This is a genomic window from Pseudomonas sp. FW305-25 (assembly GCF_017351415.1).
Lineage (GTDB): Bacteria > Pseudomonadota > Gammaproteobacteria > Pseudomonadales > Pseudomonadaceae > Aquipseudomonas > Aquipseudomonas chlororaphis.
On the sequence record NZ_JACNDE010000019.1, the window covers coordinates 16,942 to 34,641 of the forward strand.

General features: G+C 63.3%; 14 protein-coding genes and 1 pseudogene. 5 read left to right on the plus strand and 10 right to left on the minus strand.

Annotated elements, in window-relative coordinates; translation table 11 throughout:
* Window positions 1-3: 3 nt before the first annotated feature.
* The 4 genes from J4E58_RS18360 to J4E58_RS18375 all read right to left on the minus strand — a co-directional run bounded on the left by J4E58_RS18360 (window position 4) and on the right by J4E58_RS18375 (window position 3,036).
* A complete protein-coding gene (locus tag J4E58_RS18360; RefSeq protein ID WP_087090933.1) occupies window positions 4-1,245 on the minus strand; it encodes a hypothetical protein in 1,242 nt (413 codons plus the stop codon).
* Entirely contained in the window at window positions 1,245-2,240 is a 996-nt protein-coding gene (locus tag J4E58_RS18365) for a DegT/DnrJ/EryC1/StrS family aminotransferase (protein ID WP_256583173.1), read from the minus strand. The genes J4E58_RS18360 and J4E58_RS18365 overlap by 1 nt, the downstream gene beginning before the upstream one ends.
* Window positions 2,231-2,701: a hypothetical protein gene (locus J4E58_RS18370; protein ID WP_087090935.1), complete on the minus strand. Its 471-nt coding sequence runs from the start codon at window positions 2,699-2,701 to the stop codon at window positions 2,231-2,233. Before J4E58_RS18370 ends, J4E58_RS18365 begins: the two co-directional genes overlap by 10 nt.
* Window positions 2,702-2,769: 68 nt before the next feature.
* Entirely contained in the window at window positions 2,770-3,036 is a 267-nt protein-coding gene (locus tag J4E58_RS18375; protein ID WP_087090936.1) for a hypothetical protein, read from the minus strand.
* A 342-nt stretch (window positions 3,037-3,378) separates the two neighbouring features.
* Here J4E58_RS18375 and J4E58_RS18380 point away from each other — a divergent pair, with 342 nt between their 5' ends.
* Both J4E58_RS18380 and J4E58_RS18385 read left to right on the plus strand, forming a co-directional pair.
* Complete coding sequence (locus J4E58_RS18380) at window positions 3,379-5,886, plus strand: hypothetical protein (protein ID WP_087090937.1); 2,508 nt, start codon at window positions 3,379-3,381, stop codon at window positions 5,884-5,886.
* Window positions 5,887-5,896: 10 nt separating this feature from the next.
* Entirely contained in the window at window positions 5,897-7,855 is a 1,959-nt protein-coding gene (locus J4E58_RS18385; protein WP_087090938.1) for a GMC family oxidoreductase, read from the plus strand.
* 49 nt (window positions 7,856-7,904) lie between these two features.
* On the opposite strand, the gene J4E58_RS18390 is transcribed toward J4E58_RS18385, so the two are convergent.
* The 5 genes from J4E58_RS18390 to J4E58_RS18410 all read right to left on the minus strand — a co-directional run bounded on the left by J4E58_RS18390 (window position 7,905) and on the right by J4E58_RS18410 (window position 13,327).
* Window positions 7,905-9,131, minus strand: a complete 1,227-nt coding sequence (locus J4E58_RS18390) for a phospholipase D-like domain-containing protein (RefSeq protein ID WP_256583171.1) — start codon at window positions 9,129-9,131, stop codon at window positions 7,905-7,907.
* Between the two features lie 64 nt (window positions 9,132-9,195).
* Window positions 9,196-9,843, minus strand: coding sequence for a MotA/TolQ/ExbB proton channel family protein (locus J4E58_RS18395; RefSeq protein WP_053261263.1), 648 nt, complete (start codon window positions 9,841-9,843; stop codon window positions 9,196-9,198).
* 38 nt (window positions 9,844-9,881) lie between these two features.
* Entirely contained in the window at window positions 9,882-12,161 is a 2,280-nt protein-coding gene (locus J4E58_RS18400) for a TonB-dependent receptor (RefSeq protein ID WP_087090940.1), read from the minus strand.
* A 24-nt stretch (window positions 12,162-12,185) separates the two neighbouring features.
* Window positions 12,186-12,917: an energy transducer TonB gene (locus J4E58_RS18405; RefSeq protein WP_087090941.1), complete on the minus strand. Its 732-nt coding sequence runs from the start codon at window positions 12,915-12,917 to the stop codon at window positions 12,186-12,188.
* 2 nt (window positions 12,918-12,919) lie between these two features.
* A complete protein-coding gene (locus tag J4E58_RS18410) occupies window positions 12,920-13,327 on the minus strand; it encodes a biopolymer transporter ExbD (protein ID WP_007925526.1) in 408 nt (135 codons plus the stop codon).
* A gap of 186 nt (window positions 13,328-13,513) precedes the next feature.
* On the opposite strand from J4E58_RS18410, the pseudogene J4E58_RS18415 reads away from it, so the two are divergent.
* Window positions 13,514-13,645: pseudogene (locus tag J4E58_RS18415) on the plus strand (GNAT family N-acetyltransferase); the annotation flags it as partial.
* 35 nt (window positions 13,646-13,680) lie between these two features.
* The gene (locus J4E58_RS18420) at window positions 13,681-15,258 is read left to right on the plus strand and encodes an alkaline phosphatase (protein ID WP_087090942.1); all 1,578 of its coding nucleotides are present in this window, start codon (window positions 13,681-13,683) and stop codon (window positions 15,256-15,258) included.
* A gap of 116 nt (window positions 15,259-15,374) precedes the next feature.
* Here J4E58_RS18420 and J4E58_RS18425 read toward each other — a convergent pair whose 3' ends face one another.
* The gene (locus tag J4E58_RS18425) at window positions 15,375-16,214 is read right to left on the minus strand and encodes a 5'-nucleotidase, lipoprotein e(P4) family (protein ID WP_087090943.1); all 840 of its coding nucleotides are present in this window, start codon (window positions 16,212-16,214) and stop codon (window positions 15,375-15,377) included.
* A 533-nt stretch (window positions 16,215-16,747) separates the two neighbouring features.
* Here J4E58_RS18425 and J4E58_RS18430 point away from each other — a divergent pair.
* Complete coding sequence (locus J4E58_RS18430; protein WP_087090944.1) at window positions 16,748-17,680, plus strand: NAD-dependent epimerase/dehydratase family protein; 933 nt, start codon at window positions 16,748-16,750, stop codon at window positions 17,678-17,680.
* The last annotated feature ends 20 nt before the right edge of the window (window positions 17,681-17,700 follow it).

Sequence of the window (17,700 nt, forward strand, 5' to 3'; positions counted from 1 at the left end):
CGCCTAACCGCGCAACGGCCGGCAGGCTTCTTCCAGGGCTGCGCGCAACGCCTGGCACAGACAATCCGGCTCGCCGCCCTGGCGAAAGCCGCTGACTTGGCGTTGCAGTTCGACGAAACACGGGCCCTCGGCAGTCCTTGCCAGGCTCACGCGCGGATCGGGCTGGACGTAGCGTGGATCGCCCGGCGCCAGGTACAACCCGTTGAGGTTCTGGTAGTCAGCGTCGATCCAGGCGTACAGGTGATGCTCGAAACCCTCGGCAAACCGATAACGACCGAAGTCCATCACCTGCAATTGCAGCGGCTCGATGCTGGCTGTTCCGGCCAGTTGCACATTGACCCCATCGATCAGCAGCGGTGCGCCCTGGTTATCCGCCAGCAAGCGCTGCAGGGTCTCGGCGACCTGGCCACTGACCCGCAGCGCTTCGCCGTCGCGCCGTACCCGCAGTTCGCCATTCTCCCGGCCAACCTGAAAGCGCACCGCACCACAGCTGCTGGCAGTCAGGCCATAACGCCGCAGCAACAGTTCGGCCTGCATCAGGGCGCCGGCCAGTTCGGCGCCTTGCCAGTAGCGTTGCCACTGGCAGCGCGGGCGGGTGCAGGGCCGGCGCAACAACAGCACCGCCGGTTCTGCCGGGCGCCCGTCGTGCCACAAGGCGTCGAAGCCCAGATCGATCAGGGCATAGGCTGGCAACGGCGTGATCGCGCCGCCGGCGTGGTTCATGGCGGCGAATACCAGATGCTCCATCAGCACTTCGTGCACCGCTTCGGCCAGGGTCAGCAAACCGTTGGAGTGGGGCAATACCGGGGCTTCGTCCGGCGGCACGCCGATGCCCTTGATGTCGAACAGCACCTGCGCGCTTTCCGGGGAGCACAGCACCGCGGCGCGGCCATAGCGAGGCGGGCGCCAGGCTGCCACCCGGCGGCCGTCGAGGGCGATAGGGGTGTTGATGCCCCGTGCCGCCGCCTGGCTGGTGGAGATAAAGGCGGCGTTGTGCAGCAGCCAGAGGTCGATCGCGGCCTGCTCGTCGGTGCCGTGTGGCGTCGCCCAGAGGCTGCCAAAGTCGGCGCGGATCGCCCCGTAGCTGGCGAACAGCACCCGGGCGCCGGCCACCCCCAGCAGCTGTTCTTCGGCCAGGGCCTGGCCGCTGCCGGCGTAGTCCGCCAGCTGCCTTACCCGTGGGCCGGCCGCGAAGGGCAGGTCCAGGTCATGGTTCGGTTCATCGAGCGAGTCGAAACGTTTCATCAGTGGCCTCCGGCCCAGGCGGCGAGGCGCCGTGGCTGGTCGAGAGCGGCGAGCGGGTCCAGCAGAATCCAGCTGTGATGCAGGTCCAGGGTCGGTTGCGGCCCCTGGGCCACCTCGCCATGGCGCCCGAGCATGGGCAGGTCCCGCAGCGCGCCGCAGGCCGGGGCGCAAACCCCGAGGGCCTCGGCATGGGGGCTGTAGCGCAGCCGCTCGAACAGCGGCCGCTCGCGGGTGCGGATCGGCACGAATTGCCAGCTCGGCGCCAGCGTGCCTTCGACGGCCCAGGGTTCCAGGCCGTAATCGCGCAACCGCGCCAGCAGCTCCGGCACCTGTTGTCTGAGCCTGTGGGTGCGCGCCTGGACCGCGGCGACGGCGGTTATCAGCGCCGGCAAGGCTTGGATCGACAAGGGAGCGCTCGATGCCGGTCGTGCCCGCGAACGCTGGCCCGGCGACCAGACATCGATCTCGCCATCCACCGGGCTATCGCCACACAGCGCGCCGCCACCGCCGATATCCAGGGGTTTGCCATGGCCCATGGAAGTGACCACCAGCGAAGCTCCGGGGCCGCTCAGATCCCAAGCGCCGGCGCTGTCTTCGATGATCGGCAAGCGCTCCCCCAGCAGGTGGCGCAAGGCGGGGATATCGCAGGGCAGGCCGTATTGATGGACCGCGATCACCGCGTCCAGGCCATTGATGTGGGGCGCCAGGGAGGCAGGACTGAGCAGCAGCTCGGCGGCGTTTTCGATAATCACCGGCACCGCGCCGGCATTGAGCACGGCCGCCACCACCTGATGGCAGGTAGCGGCCGGAACCGCAACCCGCCAACCCGCGGCGACGCCCAATTGACGCAGCGCCAGTTCCAACGCCGCTGTGCCGGAGCCCAGCAGGGCGCCGTAGCGACGCCCATAGAACTGCGCGAGCCAGGACGAGCACGGCAGCCGATCGACTTCCCGTGCCCGCCACTGGCCATCGGCGGGAAGCGCGATTACTTGCACTTGTCCATGGCGCAGGCAGTCAAGGCCTCGACCTTGCATTTGTCCATCGCACAAGCGGTCAGGGCTTCGACCTTGCACTTGTCCATCGCACAAGCGGTCAGGGCTTCGACCTTGCATTTGTCCATGGCGCAGGCGGTCAGGGCTTCGACCTTGCACTTGTCCATGGCACAGGCGGTCAGGGCCTCCGCCCGGGGGCCGCCGATGCGCCAGCTGGTGAACTTGCTTTCCGGCAGGGCGCCGCGCTTGACCACATCCAGATGCAGGGTGCGGGAATCGTGGTCGTTACATTCGAGGAGGATCTCGTCCTCGCCGATCGCGAAGTGATCGTGCAGCAGGCAGAGTCCGAAGCGATCCAGGTTGCCGTGGCGCTCCAGTAGCTCATGCAGGTCATTGATGAATTGCGCATCAGACGCCCCCAATGGCATGGCTTCGTCAAAGGAAGGATTGGTGTGTCCGTTCATGTGGTGTACTCCAATATGTTTGATTTAAACCGGTCATCTTCATCAACAGTGCGCGGTACGTTTCTGCCTCATGCACCTCCTTGTTCCGACGGAACCTTGCTTGCGGATACCCAAAGGGAGTCGATGCTCAAGCGATCGATGGCCTGGCTGAAGTCCCTGGTGAAGACCGGCGGGCTGATGCGGCGCACGTTGACCGCGGCCGAGATGAAGGCGAAATCGATGCTGCCGTAGAGCAGGCCAACGCCTTTGCGCGCCAGGCCCGGCAGAGCCTGACGTGAGTCGATACGGGCATGTTCGGCGTGAAGAGCCGAAGAAGCGGGCTTTTTCCTGTCCATGTGCAGCCTCGCGAAAGAGAGGGTGATCCGTCCCTCACGAGTAAGTTAAAGCAGGAAAACAGCGGGTTGCCAGTAGCGTTTCCGACAGCCGGAACGGTGAGTGTGAAGCCCGATAGCCAATCGCAATTACCCCTGGCTTTTCATCGCCAAATGGAAGTATTGAGCCGCTTGCCATGGCCTAGTATGGCGGCTGTAGGGCGTTGTAAGGCGATTGGCGTGCCGAGGTTAACCGGCCCGGTGCGCAGGCAGTCGGTTGTTCGGCCATCAGAAAAAGAACCGGTCGCGACACAGGTGTCCCCAAGGACAGAGGGACCGGTCTGCAGCACATGCAAGGAGCAGCGCATGACACCCGTGAAGCTGATGTTGAGCATTTTCCTTCCTTTGGTGCTGTTACAGGCCTGTAGCAGCGATACGAAAAACCCCTGCGGCGACAAGCCCGGCGAGCGACTCGACGAAGCCAAATGCGTCGGCCGCGATGCCGGCAGCCTCAGAGGCGCCGACGAGGACTATTTCGCCGACATGGACTACGGCGTGTCCAGGCAACCGCAACTGCTGGTCGAGCGACTGTCGCCCTTCATCCCCGGCATTACCGAACAGCAGGCGCTCCAGGCCTTCGCCCGCGGGCGCAACAACTGGATCGTCTGGACCGCCGGCAACGATGCGCTGTGGGACAAGCTCTCGCGCGACAGCGTCGGCAACCTGGACCTGCTCAAGACCGTCTCCAACCACCCGAGCCTGAAATACAACCGCGATAAACGCTGGCAAGTGCTGGGGGTGGTCAACGAACCCTGCTACGTCAAGGGCGAGGGGCCGCGTGACGATCGCTACGGCCTGTGGCTGGACAAGCGCGACCCGTCCTGCGCCGCCGACCCTTTCGAGGACGAAACCAAATACCCCGGGGTGAAGATCGGCGCCCGAGGCAAGAACCTGCCGGTGGGCTCCTACTACGGCTACGGCACCGGGATCGTCGGCCTGCGGCTGTTCCCCAACCCGGACTTCGACGAGCACGCGCAGAAGAAGTGGGACGCCAAGCGCTATTACGAAGACCCGGCCTATTACAACGACAACAAGCTGGTGAAACCTTACCGGGTCGGCATGTCCTGCGGCTTCTGCCATGTCGGGCCGAACCCGACCAACCCGCCGGCCGACCCTGAACATCCGGCCTGGTCCAACCTCAACTCCAACCCCGGCGCGCAGTACTTCTGGGTCGACCGGATCTTCATGTGGAACCAGGACCCGAGCAGCTTCCCGTACCAGCTGTTCCACACCTCGAAACCGGGAGCGCTGGACACCTCGTTCGTCTCCACCGACTACATCAACAACCCGCGCACCATGAACGCGGTCTACAACCTCAAGGCGCGCATCGAGCTGGCCTCGAACCTGGGCAAGGAAAAACTCGCCGGCGGCGGGCTGAACAACCGCCAGTTCAACGAGGTGCCCGGCGTGCCGCCGGACAGCCCGCTGGCGCAGTTCTACAAAAAACCCGACACGGTGTTCACCCCGCGGGTGCTCAAGGACGGCGCCGACTCGGTGGGCGCGCTCGGGGCCTTGAACCGGGTGTTCATCAATATCGGCCTGTACAGCGAGGAGTGGACCACCCACTTCCGGCCGCTGATCGGCGGCAAGCCGATCACCCCGTTCCGCATCGACGTGGCACGCAAGAACTCCTCCTACTGGAACGCCAACGAGGCGCAGACCCCGGACCTGGCGTTGTTCTTCCTGGCCTCGGCGACCCCGGACTACCTGAAGAACGCCCCCGGTGGCGCGGCACACCTGAGCGAACCGGCGGCGGTACTGGAGCGCGGCAAGGAAGTCTTCGCCGACACCTGCGCCCGTTGTCACTCCAGCAAACTGCCGGAAAAGGCCTGGACCTTCTTTCCCGACCATGGCTGCGTGAACGACGGTTACCTCAAGTGCTGGAACAATTACTGGACCTGGAGCAAGACGCCGGAGTTCAAGACGGCGATGCGCGCCATCGTCAAGGATGAGAAGTTCCTGACCGACAACTTCCTCTCCACCGAACTGCGGGTGCCGGTCACCCTGACCGAAACCAACGCCTGCAGCCCGCTGGCGACCAACGCCCTGGGCGGCAATATCTGGGACAACTTCTCGTCGGAGTCGTACAAGCAATTGCCGGCGGTAGGCTCGGTGCTGGTGCAGAACCCCTACACCGGCGAACCCTGGGAATACGCGATGCCGGCGGGCGGACGTGGTTATACGCGGCCAGCCTCGCTGGTCAGTGTGTGGTCCACCGCGCCGCTGCTGCTGAACAACCGCCTGGGTCAATTCCACTGGAAGGGCGGGGTGGAGGACCGCATGGCGTCCTTCGACAGCTCGATCGAGATGCTGCTGTGGCCGGAAAACCGCACCGGCGACTTCCAGGTCATGACCCGCTCCGGCAAGACCCATATGGGCACCGTCGACGTCACCAGTGAGACCAGCTATCTGCGGGTCAGCAGCGGCTATCTGCCGACCTTCCTGCAGAAGCTCGAAGGCCTGTTCAGCCACTGGCTGCCGTGGCTGTTCGGCGAGGATGGCATCCAGCTCGGGCCGATCCCGCAAGGTACGCCGGTGAGTCTGCTGTCCAACATCGACCTGGAGAAACGCGACCAGGTGCTGGACCTGCTGCTGAAGATCAAGCACGACCTCAAGCAACTGCCGCCTGGTGCCTCCGACGAGGAAGCCCGCAAGGTCTTCGCCGGCCTGGTCAAGCCGCTGCTGCAGGTGAGCAAGTGCCCGGACTTCGTGGTGGACAAGGGGCATTACTTCGGCACCAGCTTCCTCAAGGAGGAAGCGCCCCTGAGTGATGCAGACAAACGGGCCTTGATCGCCCTGCTGAAAACTTTCTAGGTGGCCAGCGATGAACAACGAAACGGATTACGAGTACATCGTGGTCGGCTCCGGGGCCGGGGGCGGCACCGTCGCCGCCCGCCTGGCCGAACAGGGCCGCAAGGTGCTGGTGCTGGAGTCGGGCAGCGACCCGGCGGCGGCAGACACCACCGCCCCGCGGCTGCCGGAGGAGTATCAGGTGCCGGCGTTCCACCCGCGCTCCACCGAGAACGATGCGATGCGCTGGGACTTCTTCGTCCGCCACTACAGCAACGACGCCCGCCAGTCGCAGGACCCCAAGTTCACCCGGACCTTCCAGGGTGAGAACGTCGACGGGGTGCTGTATCCGCGGGCCAGTTGCCTGGGCGGCTGCACCGCGCACAACGCGATGATCACCGTCTACCCGCACAACCAGGACTGGGACCATATCGCGCAGATCACCGGTGACCCGTCGTGGAACGCCAGTGCCATGCGCGAGCACTTCCAGAACCTGGAGAACTGCCATCACCGGCCGTTCCAGCGGTTTCTCTCCTGGTTCGGCATCAACCCGTCGCGGCACGGCTTCAAGGGCTGGCTGCACGTGGAAAAGGCGGTGCCGGAAGCGGTGATCGACGACCTGTCGCTGGTGCGCTCGATCGTCAAGTCCGCCGAGCAGGCGTTCAAGACCCTGGGCGAAACCCTCAAGCGCATCGGCTGGCAATTGCAGGGCGTGGGCGACCCCAACGACTGGCGGCTGGTGCGCGAGGAAGCCATCGGCCTGCGCTATCCGCCGCTGACCACCCGGCACCACCATCGCCACGGCACCCGTGAACGCCTGCTGGATGTGCAAAAGCGCCACCCGGACAACCTGCACATCGAGCTGGACGCGCTGGTGACCCGGGTGCTGCTCGATGACCAGCAGCGCGCCTATGGCGTGGAGTACATCAAGGGCGCGCGGCTGTACCGGGCCTGCACCTTGCCGCGCAATGCCACCGGTGAACTGCGCCAGGTGCACGCCAGCCGTGAAGTGATACTCGCCGGCGGCGCCTTCAACACCCCGCAACTGCTGATGCTCTCCGGCATAGGCCCGCGCGAAACCCTGGAAGCCAAGGACATCCCGGTGCGGGTCGAGTTGCCGGGTGTCGGGCGCAACCTGCAGGACCGCTACGAGGTCGGGGTGGTCAACCGGATGAACTTCGAGAATTGGGAAGTGCTCAAGGGCGCGCGCTACGCCAAGGGCGATCCGCAGTACGAGGAATGGGCCAAGGGCAAGGTCGGGGTCTACAGCACCAACGGCGCGGTCCTGGCGATCATCAAGAAATCCCTGAAGCAACGGCCACTGCCGGACCTGTTCTGCTTCTCCCTGCTGGCGCTGTTTCGCGGCTATTTCCCCGGCTACTCGAAGCTGATCGTCGAGCACCTGAACTACCTGACCTGGGCCATACTCAAGGCCCATACCAACAACAACGCCGGCTACGTCACCCTGCGCTCGAAAGACCCGGCCGACACCCCGCTGATCAACTTCCATTACTTCGAGGAGGGCAGCGACACCCAGGGCGAAGACCTGCAATCGGTGGTGGAGGGCATCAAGTTCGTGCGCAACCTGGCCCAGCCGTTGAAAGACGCCGGGCTGATCGCCAGCGAAGAACTGCCTGGCGACGCGGTACAGACCGACGAACAGCTCAAGACCTTCGTCATGAACCAGGCCTGGGGCCACCACGCCTCCTGCACCTGCCCGATCGGCGCCGACAACGACCCGATGGCCGTGCTCGACAGCGCCTTCCGCGTACGCGGCGTGGGCAACCTGCGGGTGGTGGATGCCTCGATTTTCCCGAAAATCCCCGGCTTCTTCATCGTCACCTCGATCTATGTGGCGGCGGAGAAGGCCGCGCAGGTGATCCTGCAGGATGCTGTTGCAGTACGGGCGCAGGTGGCGCGCGGGGCAGGGCAGGCTACGGCCGGTGCGGACAGAGTGACCACGGTGGAGGCGATGGTTGCGTCAAAACGCTGAACGCTGGACAGGAGGCCGAGCCGTCGAAAGGCTCGGCCTTTTTTTGCCTTCACGGCGTGCCCGGATGCGGATCCGGATACTCAGCCATCACCTCCAGCGGCTTGGCATAAGGCCCATCCCACAATTGCCCGTGCAGCTCACCGATGCGCCTGGCCATCGCGCTGTCGTGCATCACCACTTCCAGGTTGCGCGAATTGTCCAGGTAACCGCCAAGCCAGTTGCTGGTGCCGACCCAGGCCACCTGCCCATCGATCTCCATGGTCTTGCTGTGAATCACCCGCGCATAGGGAATGAACCCCTGGGACGCCTGGGGCAGGGTGACGATCTTGACCTGGACATTGGACAGCACCGCCAGGCTTTTCAGGTAGGGCAGTTCCAGCTTGTCGGTGTTCCAGTTGGACACCAGCAACTTGATCGACACGCCCCGCGCCGCGGCTGCCCGCACGGCATTGTCGATCACCGCGTAATAGGGCCGGGTCCGGTCAGGCCCGTAGGACAGCGGCGCATAGTCCAGCAGTTGCACCCGCACTTCGTTCTTCGCTTCGGCCAGCAGGCGCGGCAACTCCTGTTGCGAGTCGCCCACGCCGGGCGGGTTGTAGCGTTGCGGGCTGGCCACCAGGTAATTGCCGCTGCGTAGCGGCGGCTGGCCGGGGGCGGGCAGGGGCACCGGCTGGTTTGCCGCCACGGCCGCCTGGGCCTGCCAATCCTGTTCGAAGATCGCCTGCACCTGGGCCACGGTGCTTTCATCGCTGATGCGCAACCCGGTTTCGTGGATATGCTCCAGCGAACGCCAGTCGAAGTTCTGGCTGCCGACGAACGCCTGTTTGCCATCCACCACCATGTACTTGGCATGGATGATCCCGCCGCTCACCTGAGCGTAGGGCAGTACCCGGAAGGTCAGGTTGGGAATCGCCCGCAATCGCTCCAGGGTGGCGGGATCTGACAGCTTCAGGCCCTTTTCTTCCAGCAGGAAGCGAATCTTCACGCCGCGTTTGCCGGCGGCCTCAAGGTGTTCGATCACCGTGCCCAGCACCGACCCGGGATGGTCCGCCGCATAAAACTGGCCGATGTCGATCCGGCTTTTCGCGCCATCGAACAGCTCGATCCACACGGGGCCGGGTTGCCGCAGATCCGCCGTGCCAAGCGCGGTGTCCACCGGCACCGTATGCACCAACTCGAACCCCGCAACGGCAAAGTCCGCCTGGGCCAGCGGACTGATCAGCAAGCCAGCCAGGCCTGCGATCCGAACGCTGAGCAGCGCTCGTGGAAATTTCATGCATACGGACATAGGCGTCTCATGTCGAAAAAAGGCGGGCGTGGCCTGCGCCCGCCCTGGGAAATTACGCGGTGCGGCTGTGCAACGGGCTCGGCGCCCGCTGCGGCACCTCATCCTGCACACGGGCGCCGGTGGCCGCGCGGATCAGCAGCATCTTCAGTTGATCGTTGATGCGCTCCAGGCTGTCCTGGAAAAAATTATGGAACACCACGCAGAACAGGGCGATGGCGATCCCCAGGCCGGTGGCGAACAACGCCGTGCCGATACCGCCGGAAATCTGGCCCGGGTCGGACACCCCGGCGCTGGCCAGGGCCTTGAAGGTGTCGATGATCCCCAGGATGGTCCCCAGCAAGCCTAGCAAGGGGGCGGCAGTGGTGATGGTCTCGATGATCCACAGGCTGCGGGCCAGTGGCGCGCGGGTCGACAGGTACTGGCTCTCGATCACGTCGTCCAGGTCCTTGCGCGAACCCTGGGCAGCCTTTTGCGCCAGCACCGGCAGGACCATGCTCAAGGGCAGGCTGTCGCGGCGGGTCGCGCCTTGCGGCAGGTCCCGCTCGCTGTGCACGTGACCGCCCAGGGCCTCCATCAACGCCCTGGCCTGGCGCCGTACATAGGCGAAGTAGAGACCGCGCTCGATGGCGATGAAGATCGCGATGGCCACCGCGGCATACATCACATAGAAGGTGATGTCGTGAAGCAGGTTCATGTCCATGATGCTTTACCTCATTCTTCGATAATGGCGGATGACGATCAGAAATTCGCTTCCAGGGAGACGGTCACGGTCCGTTCCAGGCCCACGATGTAGGCCGGGTCGCCGTCACGGAAACCGCCGTAGGGCGCGGCGTTGGTCTTGGTGGTGTACACGCCGTCCAGGTACTTCTTGTCGAACAGGTTGTCGACGTTCAGGCGCAGGGTCGCGTCCTTGATCACTTTCTTGTCCACCGGCAGGTAGATACCGGCGCCGAGGTTGAACACGGTGCGTCCGGAAATGGCTTCGTCGTTGGTCAGGTCGCCATACAGCTTGCTGGTGTATTTGCCGCCGAAGGTGCCGTAGAAGCGCCCGTCGTCGTAGCCGATGTTGGCCGCCAGCATGTTCTTCGGCACGTTGGCGAACTGCTTGCCGCTGGTGGGCAGGACAATGGCCTTGCCGGCGTTGTAGACGGTCAGGTCGTCCTGCTGCTCGGCGCGGGTGTAGGTGTAGGAGGTGTAGTAGTTGAAGTGGTGGGGCAGCAGGCCGCTCCATTCCAGTTCCAGGCCGCTGTTGTCGACGGCGCCGGCGTTGATGTCGGCGAAGTCGCCGTTGATGTCCCTGGACGAAACCTGGCGGTCCTTGAATTGCATGTAGAACAAGGTGGCGGCCAGGGTCATGTCGTCGCCGCTGTAGCGCCAGCCCAGCTCGTGGTTCCAGCTGGTTTCCGGCTTGGAATCGATGGAGCCGACACCCTGGTCGTAAAGCACGTAGTTCTGTGGGATGCGCATGTTGCGCGACAGGCTGTAGAACACCTGGTCGCGCTCGTCGATCTGGTATTTCAGGCCGACGTTGGGCAGCAACTTGTTATAGGTCTGGTGACGCTTTTCCGGCTGTTCGGTGAGGCTGCCGTGGTTGCTGCCGTCACGCTTGACGTTCATGTAGGCCAGGCCGGCCACCAGGGTCCAGTCCGGGGCGAAATACCAGGTGTCCTGGGCCCAGACTTTCTGCGCCGGGGTAATGGTGAAGCGGTCGCGGCCCTGGACCTTGTTGCCATTGGCGTCCACCACGTTATCCGAATCCGGCCAGGTACTCTCCGGCTTGCCGCTGCTCTTGAGTGGGATGAACGGCTGGGTCTGGCTCTGGCGCGCGCGCTCATACCAGTAGCCGAATTGCAGGCTGTGGTCGCCCAGGTCCCAGTTCAGCTTGGTGGTGATGCCCGGACGCCAGGTCTGGGTGCGCGAAGGGCGGTAATAGACGCCGCTGGTGGAGGAGCCGTCGGCATTGTACTGGGCGGCGGTCTGCAGGTTGCTGAGGTCGAACACGCCGCCCCGGTTCGAACCGCTGTTCAGCGCATAGCTGGAGGCGCCCACGCCGCTGCCATTACCCCAGTAGTAATACGGGATGACCGACAGGGCCAGGTTGTCCGCCAGTTTGAATTGCGTGTTGAGTACCGCGGTAAAGGTCTGGAACGGGTTCTGCGCCAGGGCGTAGTAGCTGCTGACCTTGCCGTTGCTGCCCAGGGCCGGCGTCGAAGGGTAGGGGTCGTACTTGCGACCGTTCTGCTGGAACTGGGTCTTGGTCAACTGGCTGTAACTGTTGTTGTCCTGCTCGTGGTACTTGAGGATCAGGTTGGCCGTGTTGCCGCCGCCCATGTCGAAGAAGCTGTTCCATTCCACCTTGTCCGCCCGCACCGCACCGTCGCCGCGCCATTTCTCGCCTTCGGTGTGGGACAGCGAGAGCCAGTTGCTCAGGCCGTTGACTTCGCCGGTATTGAGCCGGGCGAAGGTCTTGAAGGTGCCGTTGCTGCCAGCCACCTGCTTGACGAAGGCGCCGGTTTCCTTGGTCGGGCGGATGGTCACGATGCCGATGTTGCCGCCGCTGGAACCGATGTGCGGGCCATCGGCTTCGGCCGCGCCCTGGGTGACGAAGATCTGCTCGATGTTTTCCGGGTCGCCCAGCAGGTTGGAGTACAGCGCGTAGTTGCCGGAGTCGTTGATCGGCATGCCGTCCACCGACATCCCCACCTGGTCGGAGTTGAGCCCGCGCATGGTGAAGCGGAAACCCGAAAGCCCGGTGGCATCTTCGCTGGAGATGTTCAGGCCCGGGGTGTATTTGAGTTTGTCGACGGCGTTGCCGGTGGCGGTCTGTTTATCCAGCGCCTCCTTGGTCACCGTGGAGCGTGCCTTGACGCTCTCCTCCTGGACCATGTAGCCACCGCCCGCCGTGGCCTTGCCTTGCACGCCAATGGTGCCGACGTCGCTGTCGCTGGTGTCTGCCATGGCGATCCCATGGCCCATGCTCGCGGCAACGAGTGCCAGATGAATCCGGGTGAACTTCATCACTGTCGTCCTGCTGTTGGGTGCTTACTGCACGCTGTAGTTGAAGGTGGCGGTGAAACGTTGCTCGTTGCGCCCACCGAAGGCTTGCTCGGGGAACGGCTTGACCTGCTTGATCCGGCGCAGGCTGTTGGTGGCGGCCCGGTTCAGCAGCATGCTTGACGCCTGGGTCTGGATCCCGGAGTCGAGGACGCGGCCCTGGCGATCCACCAGCAACCAGACCACCACCTCGCCACTGGGGCGTTCGAGGGACGCCTGGCGTCCGGTGGGGTACTGCTTGTAGGTGTCCAGCTCGTTGCGCAAACCTTTGAGATAGCCGCCTTCCAGGGCCTGGCCGTCGACTTTCGGCGGGGCAGGTGGCGCAGGCGTCGGTGTCGGGGCGACGGCGGGTTGCACGGGTTTGGCGGTGGCCGGCGGCGTGGGTGTCGGCGTTGCCTTGGCGGCCACGGACGCTGGCTTGGGCTTGGGCTTGGGTTCAGGTTTCGGCAGTGGCTTTGGTTGTGGCTTGGGCGGCGGCGGAGGAGGAGGGGCCGGCTCGGCGTCTTGGTCTTCGATGACCGGCGGCGGTGGTTCCTGTTCCACCACGGGCTCGGGGACGGCCTCCGGTTCTGGTTCGACCAGGGCGATTTCAACCGCCGACTCGTCATACACCGGCTGCACTTTCAGGGTTTGCGACTGGATACCCAGTGCAATCAGCACCAGGGCGATCAGGGCCGGGACACTGCCCAGCAGCTGACGCGCACGAAACAGGGCGTACATGATCAGGACTTGCGCGTGGCGATGGAGACCGAGGTAAAGCCACCCAGGCGCAGGGTGTCCATGACCTCGACCAGGCGGGAGACTTCCACGCCCTTGTCGCTGTTGACGATGATGGTCGACTTGCTGTCAGGCTTTTGCGCGGCCTTGAGCGCCGGCACCAGGGCTTCGACGCTGAGGTCCTTGCCATCGAGCTGCAACTGGCCTTCCAGGCCCAGGGTGAGGATGAACTTGTTCTGCGGCTTGAGCTGTTGCGAACTGCTGGCGCTGGGCAACTGGGTCTTCATGCCCAGTGCCGGAATCACGTTCAGGCTCACGAGTACGAAAAACACCAAGAGGAACATCATCACGTCGATCATCGGGATCAGTTCGATGTGCGCCTTGCGTTTTTTCGGTTCGTCCCAGGTTCTCATTCCGTTACCCCGTCATTGATTAGGGGCGCCACGCTAGCAACGGAAAATGACCGATTGGTTAACTTTAATTTAAGCTTTTAGGTGTCTAGGACGCGGATTTCAGAAGAACCATCAGTTATTTTTGATGGTCATGAAATTGACATGCCAGGGGCGCATTTTTGCGCATTTATCGGCGAGCCCCTCGACATGAGCGCTGCACTTCCTTCGTTACTCACCCCGCGACTGGCGCTCAAAGCGCTGCAAAAACACCAGGCCGAGACACTGTTCGAGTTGGCCAACGGCCCCGGGATCGCTGACAACACCGCAGCGATTCCATCGTACGGGCTGTTGCGCGCCGATTGGCAGCCCGCATCATGAGCGACGATATCCGCAAGCCGGTGGATCCGGGCCGTCGCCGAGTGCTGTCGGGCCTGGCGGTGGCGACGGCTTTTTCGATCCTCAGCCCCTTCGTCCGTAGTGCCGGCATCGACTACCCGTTCACCCTGGGCGTGGCCTCGGGCGATCCGCTGCCGGATGGCTTTGTCATCTGGACCCGCCTGGCGCCGTTGTTCAACGCGGCCGATGGGCGTGGCGGCTTGAACCGTTCGGTGCCGGTGCGCTGGCGGGTGGCCAGTGACGCGGCGATGAGGCGGGTCGTGAAACAAGGCGAAGTCATGGCCACTGAGCGTTTCGCCCATTCCGTCCACGTCGAGGTCGCGGGGCTGGAGGCTGGGCGGCCCTATTGGTACCAGTTTGAAAGCCTCGGAGCACAGAGTCCGACAGGGCAGTCGCGCACGGCTCCACCTGTGCACGCGATGGCGTCGGCGCGGCTGGGCTTTGTCTCCTGTTCTCACTGGGAGCGCGGCTACTTCAGTGCCTACCGCCACCTGGCCGCGGAACAGCCTGACCTGGTGTTCTTCCTCGGCGATTATATTTACGAAAAATCCTATGCGCCCGACTCCGGCAAGATCATTCGCCCCCACAGCAGTGACGAGGCGCTGGACCTGGTGGGCTATCGCAACCGCTATGCCCAGTACAAGACCGATCCTGACTTGCAGGCGCTGCATGCCAGCGCGCCCAGCGTGGCGACCTGGGACGATCACGAAGTGCAGAACGACTACGCCAATCGCTGGTCCCAGGATCCGGGGACTCCGGTAGCCGCGTTCCTCAAGCGGCGCGCGGCGGCCTATCAGGCCTTCTACGAACATATGCCATTGCGCGCCACCAGCCTGCCGCGGGGGCCGGACATGCGCATTTATCGGAACCTGGACTATGGGCGACTGGCCCGATTCCATGTATTGGACGGCCGGCAGTACCGCTCCGAGCAACCGTGCATTGCGCCCAATGGCAGCCACCAGGGGCATATCGCCGAAGACAGTTGCCTGGATTTGCGCGACCCCGGGCGCACCATGCTGGGCTGGCAGCAGGAAGCCTGGCTGGACCAAGGCCTGGCCCGGTCCCGGGCGCAATGGAATGTGATCGCCCAGGACCTGCTGGTGGCGCCGCTGCTCCAGCACGTCCCGGCGAGCCAGGCGCTGGGGTCTTGGACCGACGGTTGGGACGGCTACAGGGCGACTCGCGAACGCGTGCTGGCCTCCATCGAACGCCGGCGAGCCAGTAACCCGGTGTTCTGGGGCGGCGACATTCATTCGTTCTGGGTCACGGACCTGCATGCGCGCGCCCACGACCCTGATTCGCGGATCGTCGCCACTGAATTCGTCGGCACCTCGGTCACGTCCGACGGCCAGTCGTTCGACGCCATCCTGCCCTTCAATCCCCATGTAAGGTTTTTCGAGAGCCGCTGGCGGGGATATGTGGCGGTGGAGCTGGAAGAACGGAAGATGCTGACCCACCTGCGGATCATTTCCGACCCCAGGGACCCGTATGCCAGTGTCTCGACCCTCAAGTCCTTTGTGGTGGAGTCGGGGCGGGCGGGGGCGATTGCGGTCTAGTCAGTTCCACTCAAAATGCTGGCCGGGCCAATCATTTTGAGTGGATCTGCAGCGTTCAGAAGGTTGCGGAAAAACGCCGGTTTTCGAACGGCGAGGGCAGGGCAGGTGGCCCAGGATTACTGCTTTGGTTGCCAGGCTGGCGATTCGGCCGCGGCCTTGAACCTGGCGCGGTTTTCCGGAGTGGCCGGTGGCTCCGAATCACCGAAGATCGCCTTGAGCCAATGGCCGTCGGTAGGGTTGGGGAAGAGGACGAACTTGCGGCCGAACTGCTCTTTGTCTTCCGTCATCAGGCTGTTGCGCTGCTTGACGTCCGCGACGTAGTACTTGCGTTTGAAGTCATTGAGGTTGTCGCCCAGCATGACCACCACCTCGTAGTCCTTGGCGATTTCCGTTTGCCGTGGCTCTTTGTTGGAGCTGTCGCGATAGACCGTCAGGTGTTGTTCATCGGCAAACGGCAGCTTGTTCTTGCGCAAGTTGGCCAGGGCATATTCCTTGGTTTTTTCGCCCTGGTCGCGGCTGGTGACGTAGAACACCTCGACCCCCTTCGATTGGGCGTAATTCAAGAACTCCACTGCCCCGGGCGTGGCGACCGGGCCATTGTCGGCGACCCACTGGTCCCAGGCGCCGTCATCGAAAAACTCTTTCCCCGAATTGATCATGTAGCCCCAGTAGCTGTTGCTACCCAGCACGGTATCGTCGACATCGCTGATGATGGCCAACGGTCGGTCGCCGTCCTTGCGGGCTTGCAGGGCCTGGTCCAGACGCATCCTGGCGATGTTGAAGCCTTGGTAATAAAGCGCCTCGAACTCAGCCGCCGTCTGCTTCCAGGCAACCGCCGCGGTCAAGAGATTGGAGGGGGAACTGGCAGCCTCTTCGGCAAACACAGGCGTCCACTGGAACATCAGAAGCGAGAAGAGCGCAGGGGTAATCAAGGCTTGGTTTATTTTTGATTTCATACTCGATACCTGAATGGAAACGGAGCGGGTAAATACACAGCAGGGCAAAGATGGCGCCGCGCTGACCAATACCGCCAAGGGGTTCTATAGCACTCGGGTGCCCCGCTCAATACGGGTGTCGTGTTTTGAGATCAATGAGGCGTGATTCCGACTCAGGTCCCGCATGCAGAGGTTCAAGGCGCGCGCATCGCCGTGAAAATGGATTTTCCATTGCCGGGGCAAAGCCCAGAGCTCCAGGGGGATGCGCGTCAATATACTGGCTTTTTTTGACGCTAACAGCCTCGCCTTAAAAATTAGACGTATTATTGACACGGATGGCATCCGTATCCCAGTATCCGCTTCTGTTTTGCGTCATTTAACTGATGTTTTTTTGACGCCGGACTTCTGAAGCCCTCCAGAAAAAGGCGATACAGCCTTTGTTAAAGAGCAGGTATCCACGGAAAGATCAGCCATAAGGCCAACAGCCATGGCTCATTTTCGTGGGGGTGCCGGCTTTAGACGATGGGGATTGCGATATTTTTTAGGGATGATCTATGTCTGCCAAACGAGTACTGGTAACCGGGGGGGCTGGCTTCATTGGTTCCCACTTAGTGGATGCGTTGCTGGCAAGAGGCTATGCCGTTCGGGTTCTGGACGATCTCTCTACCGGCAAGGTCAGCAACCTGCCGATGGACAGCGCGGCCTTGAAACTGGTGGTCGGCGATGTCGCCGATGCCGCGACCCTCACTGAAGCCATGCAGGGGTGCTGCGCGGTGGTGCACTTGGCGGCTGTCGCTTCGGTCCATGCCTCGGTCGAACACCCGGCAGCTACTCATCGGAGTAATTTCATCGGCACGCTGCGGGTATGCGAGGCGATGATCGCCGCAGGCATCCGTCGAGTGGTCTTTGCCTCCAGTGCCGCGGTTTACGGCAATAACGGGGAGGGCACCCCGATTGATGAAGACACGCCCACGTCCCCCCTGACGCCTTATGCCGCGGACAAGCTTTCCAGCGAGCACTACCTGAATTTCTATCGCCGCCAGCATGGACTGGAGCCGGTGATCCTGCGCTTCTTCAATATCTTCGGGCCCCGCCAGGACCCATTGTCGCCGTACTCCGGGGTGATCAGCATTTTCAGCGAGCGAGCGAAAAGCGGACGGCCGATCGTGGTGTTCGGCGATGGCGAGCAAACCCGCGATTTCGTCTATGTCGAAGACCTGGTGAAGATCCTGCTCCAGGGCCTGGAACACCGCCAGCCCGCGGCTGATGCCACCAATGTCGGTCTCGGCGGGGTCACCACGCTCAATGACCTGATTACGGCCCTGGAACGGATCAGCGGCAAACCCCTAAGCGTGAGTCATGCCGCTGCCCGCTCGGGCGATATCCGGCATTCCAAGGCCGACAATCGCCGCTTGCGCGAACGCTTTGACCTGGGGTCGCCAACCACCGTGGCTGAAGGCCTGGCACGGCTTTACCACAGTCTTTAATGCCACGCCTTGCGGGCCCG

What these genes read in the sequence shown, in the direction of transcription:
- J4E58_RS18385 (WP_087090938.1), top strand. Translation starts at nt 5,897, where the DNA reads ATGAACAACGAAACGGATTACGAGTACATCGTGGTCGGCTCCGGGGCC.
- J4E58_RS18420 (WP_087090942.1), top strand. Translation starts at nt 13,681, where the DNA reads ATGAGCGACGATATCCGCAAGCCGGTGGATCCGGGCCGTCGCCGAGTG.
- J4E58_RS18370 (WP_087090935.1), bottom strand. Translation starts at nt 2,701, where the DNA reads ATGAACGGACACACCAATCCTTCCTTTGACGAAGCCATGCCATTGGGG.
- J4E58_RS18430 (WP_087090944.1), top strand. Translation starts at nt 16,748, where the DNA reads ATGTCTGCCAAACGAGTACTGGTAACCGGGGGGGCTGGCTTCATTGGT.
- J4E58_RS18360 (WP_087090933.1), bottom strand. Translation starts at nt 1,245, where the DNA reads ATGAAACGTTTCGACTCGCTCGATGAACCGAACCATGACCTGGACCTG.
- J4E58_RS18390 (WP_256583171.1), bottom strand. Translation starts at nt 9,131, where the DNA reads ATGAAATTTCCACGAGCGCTGCTCAGCGTTCGGATCGCAGGCCTGGCT.
- J4E58_RS18410 (WP_007925526.1), bottom strand. Translation starts at nt 13,327, where the DNA reads ATGAGAACCTGGGACGAACCGAAAAAACGCAAGGCGCACATCGAACTG.
- J4E58_RS18375 (WP_087090936.1), bottom strand. Translation starts at nt 3,036, where the DNA reads ATGGACAGGAAAAAGCCCGCTTCTTCGGCTCTTCACGCCGAACATGCC.
- J4E58_RS18380 (WP_087090937.1), top strand. Translation starts at nt 3,379, where the DNA reads ATGACACCCGTGAAGCTGATGTTGAGCATTTTCCTTCCTTTGGTGCTG.
- J4E58_RS18405 (WP_087090941.1), bottom strand. Translation starts at nt 12,917, where the DNA reads ATGTACGCCCTGTTTCGTGCGCGTCAGCTGCTGGGCAGTGTCCCGGCC.
- J4E58_RS18425 (WP_087090943.1), bottom strand. Translation starts at nt 16,214, where the DNA reads ATGAAATCAAAAATAAACCAAGCCTTGATTACCCCTGCGCTCTTCTCG.
- J4E58_RS18395 (WP_053261263.1), bottom strand. Translation starts at nt 9,843, where the DNA reads ATGGACATGAACCTGCTTCACGACATCACCTTCTATGTGATGTATGCC.
- J4E58_RS18400 (WP_087090940.1), bottom strand. Translation starts at nt 12,161, where the DNA reads ATGAAGTTCACCCGGATTCATCTGGCACTCGTTGCCGCGAGCATGGGC.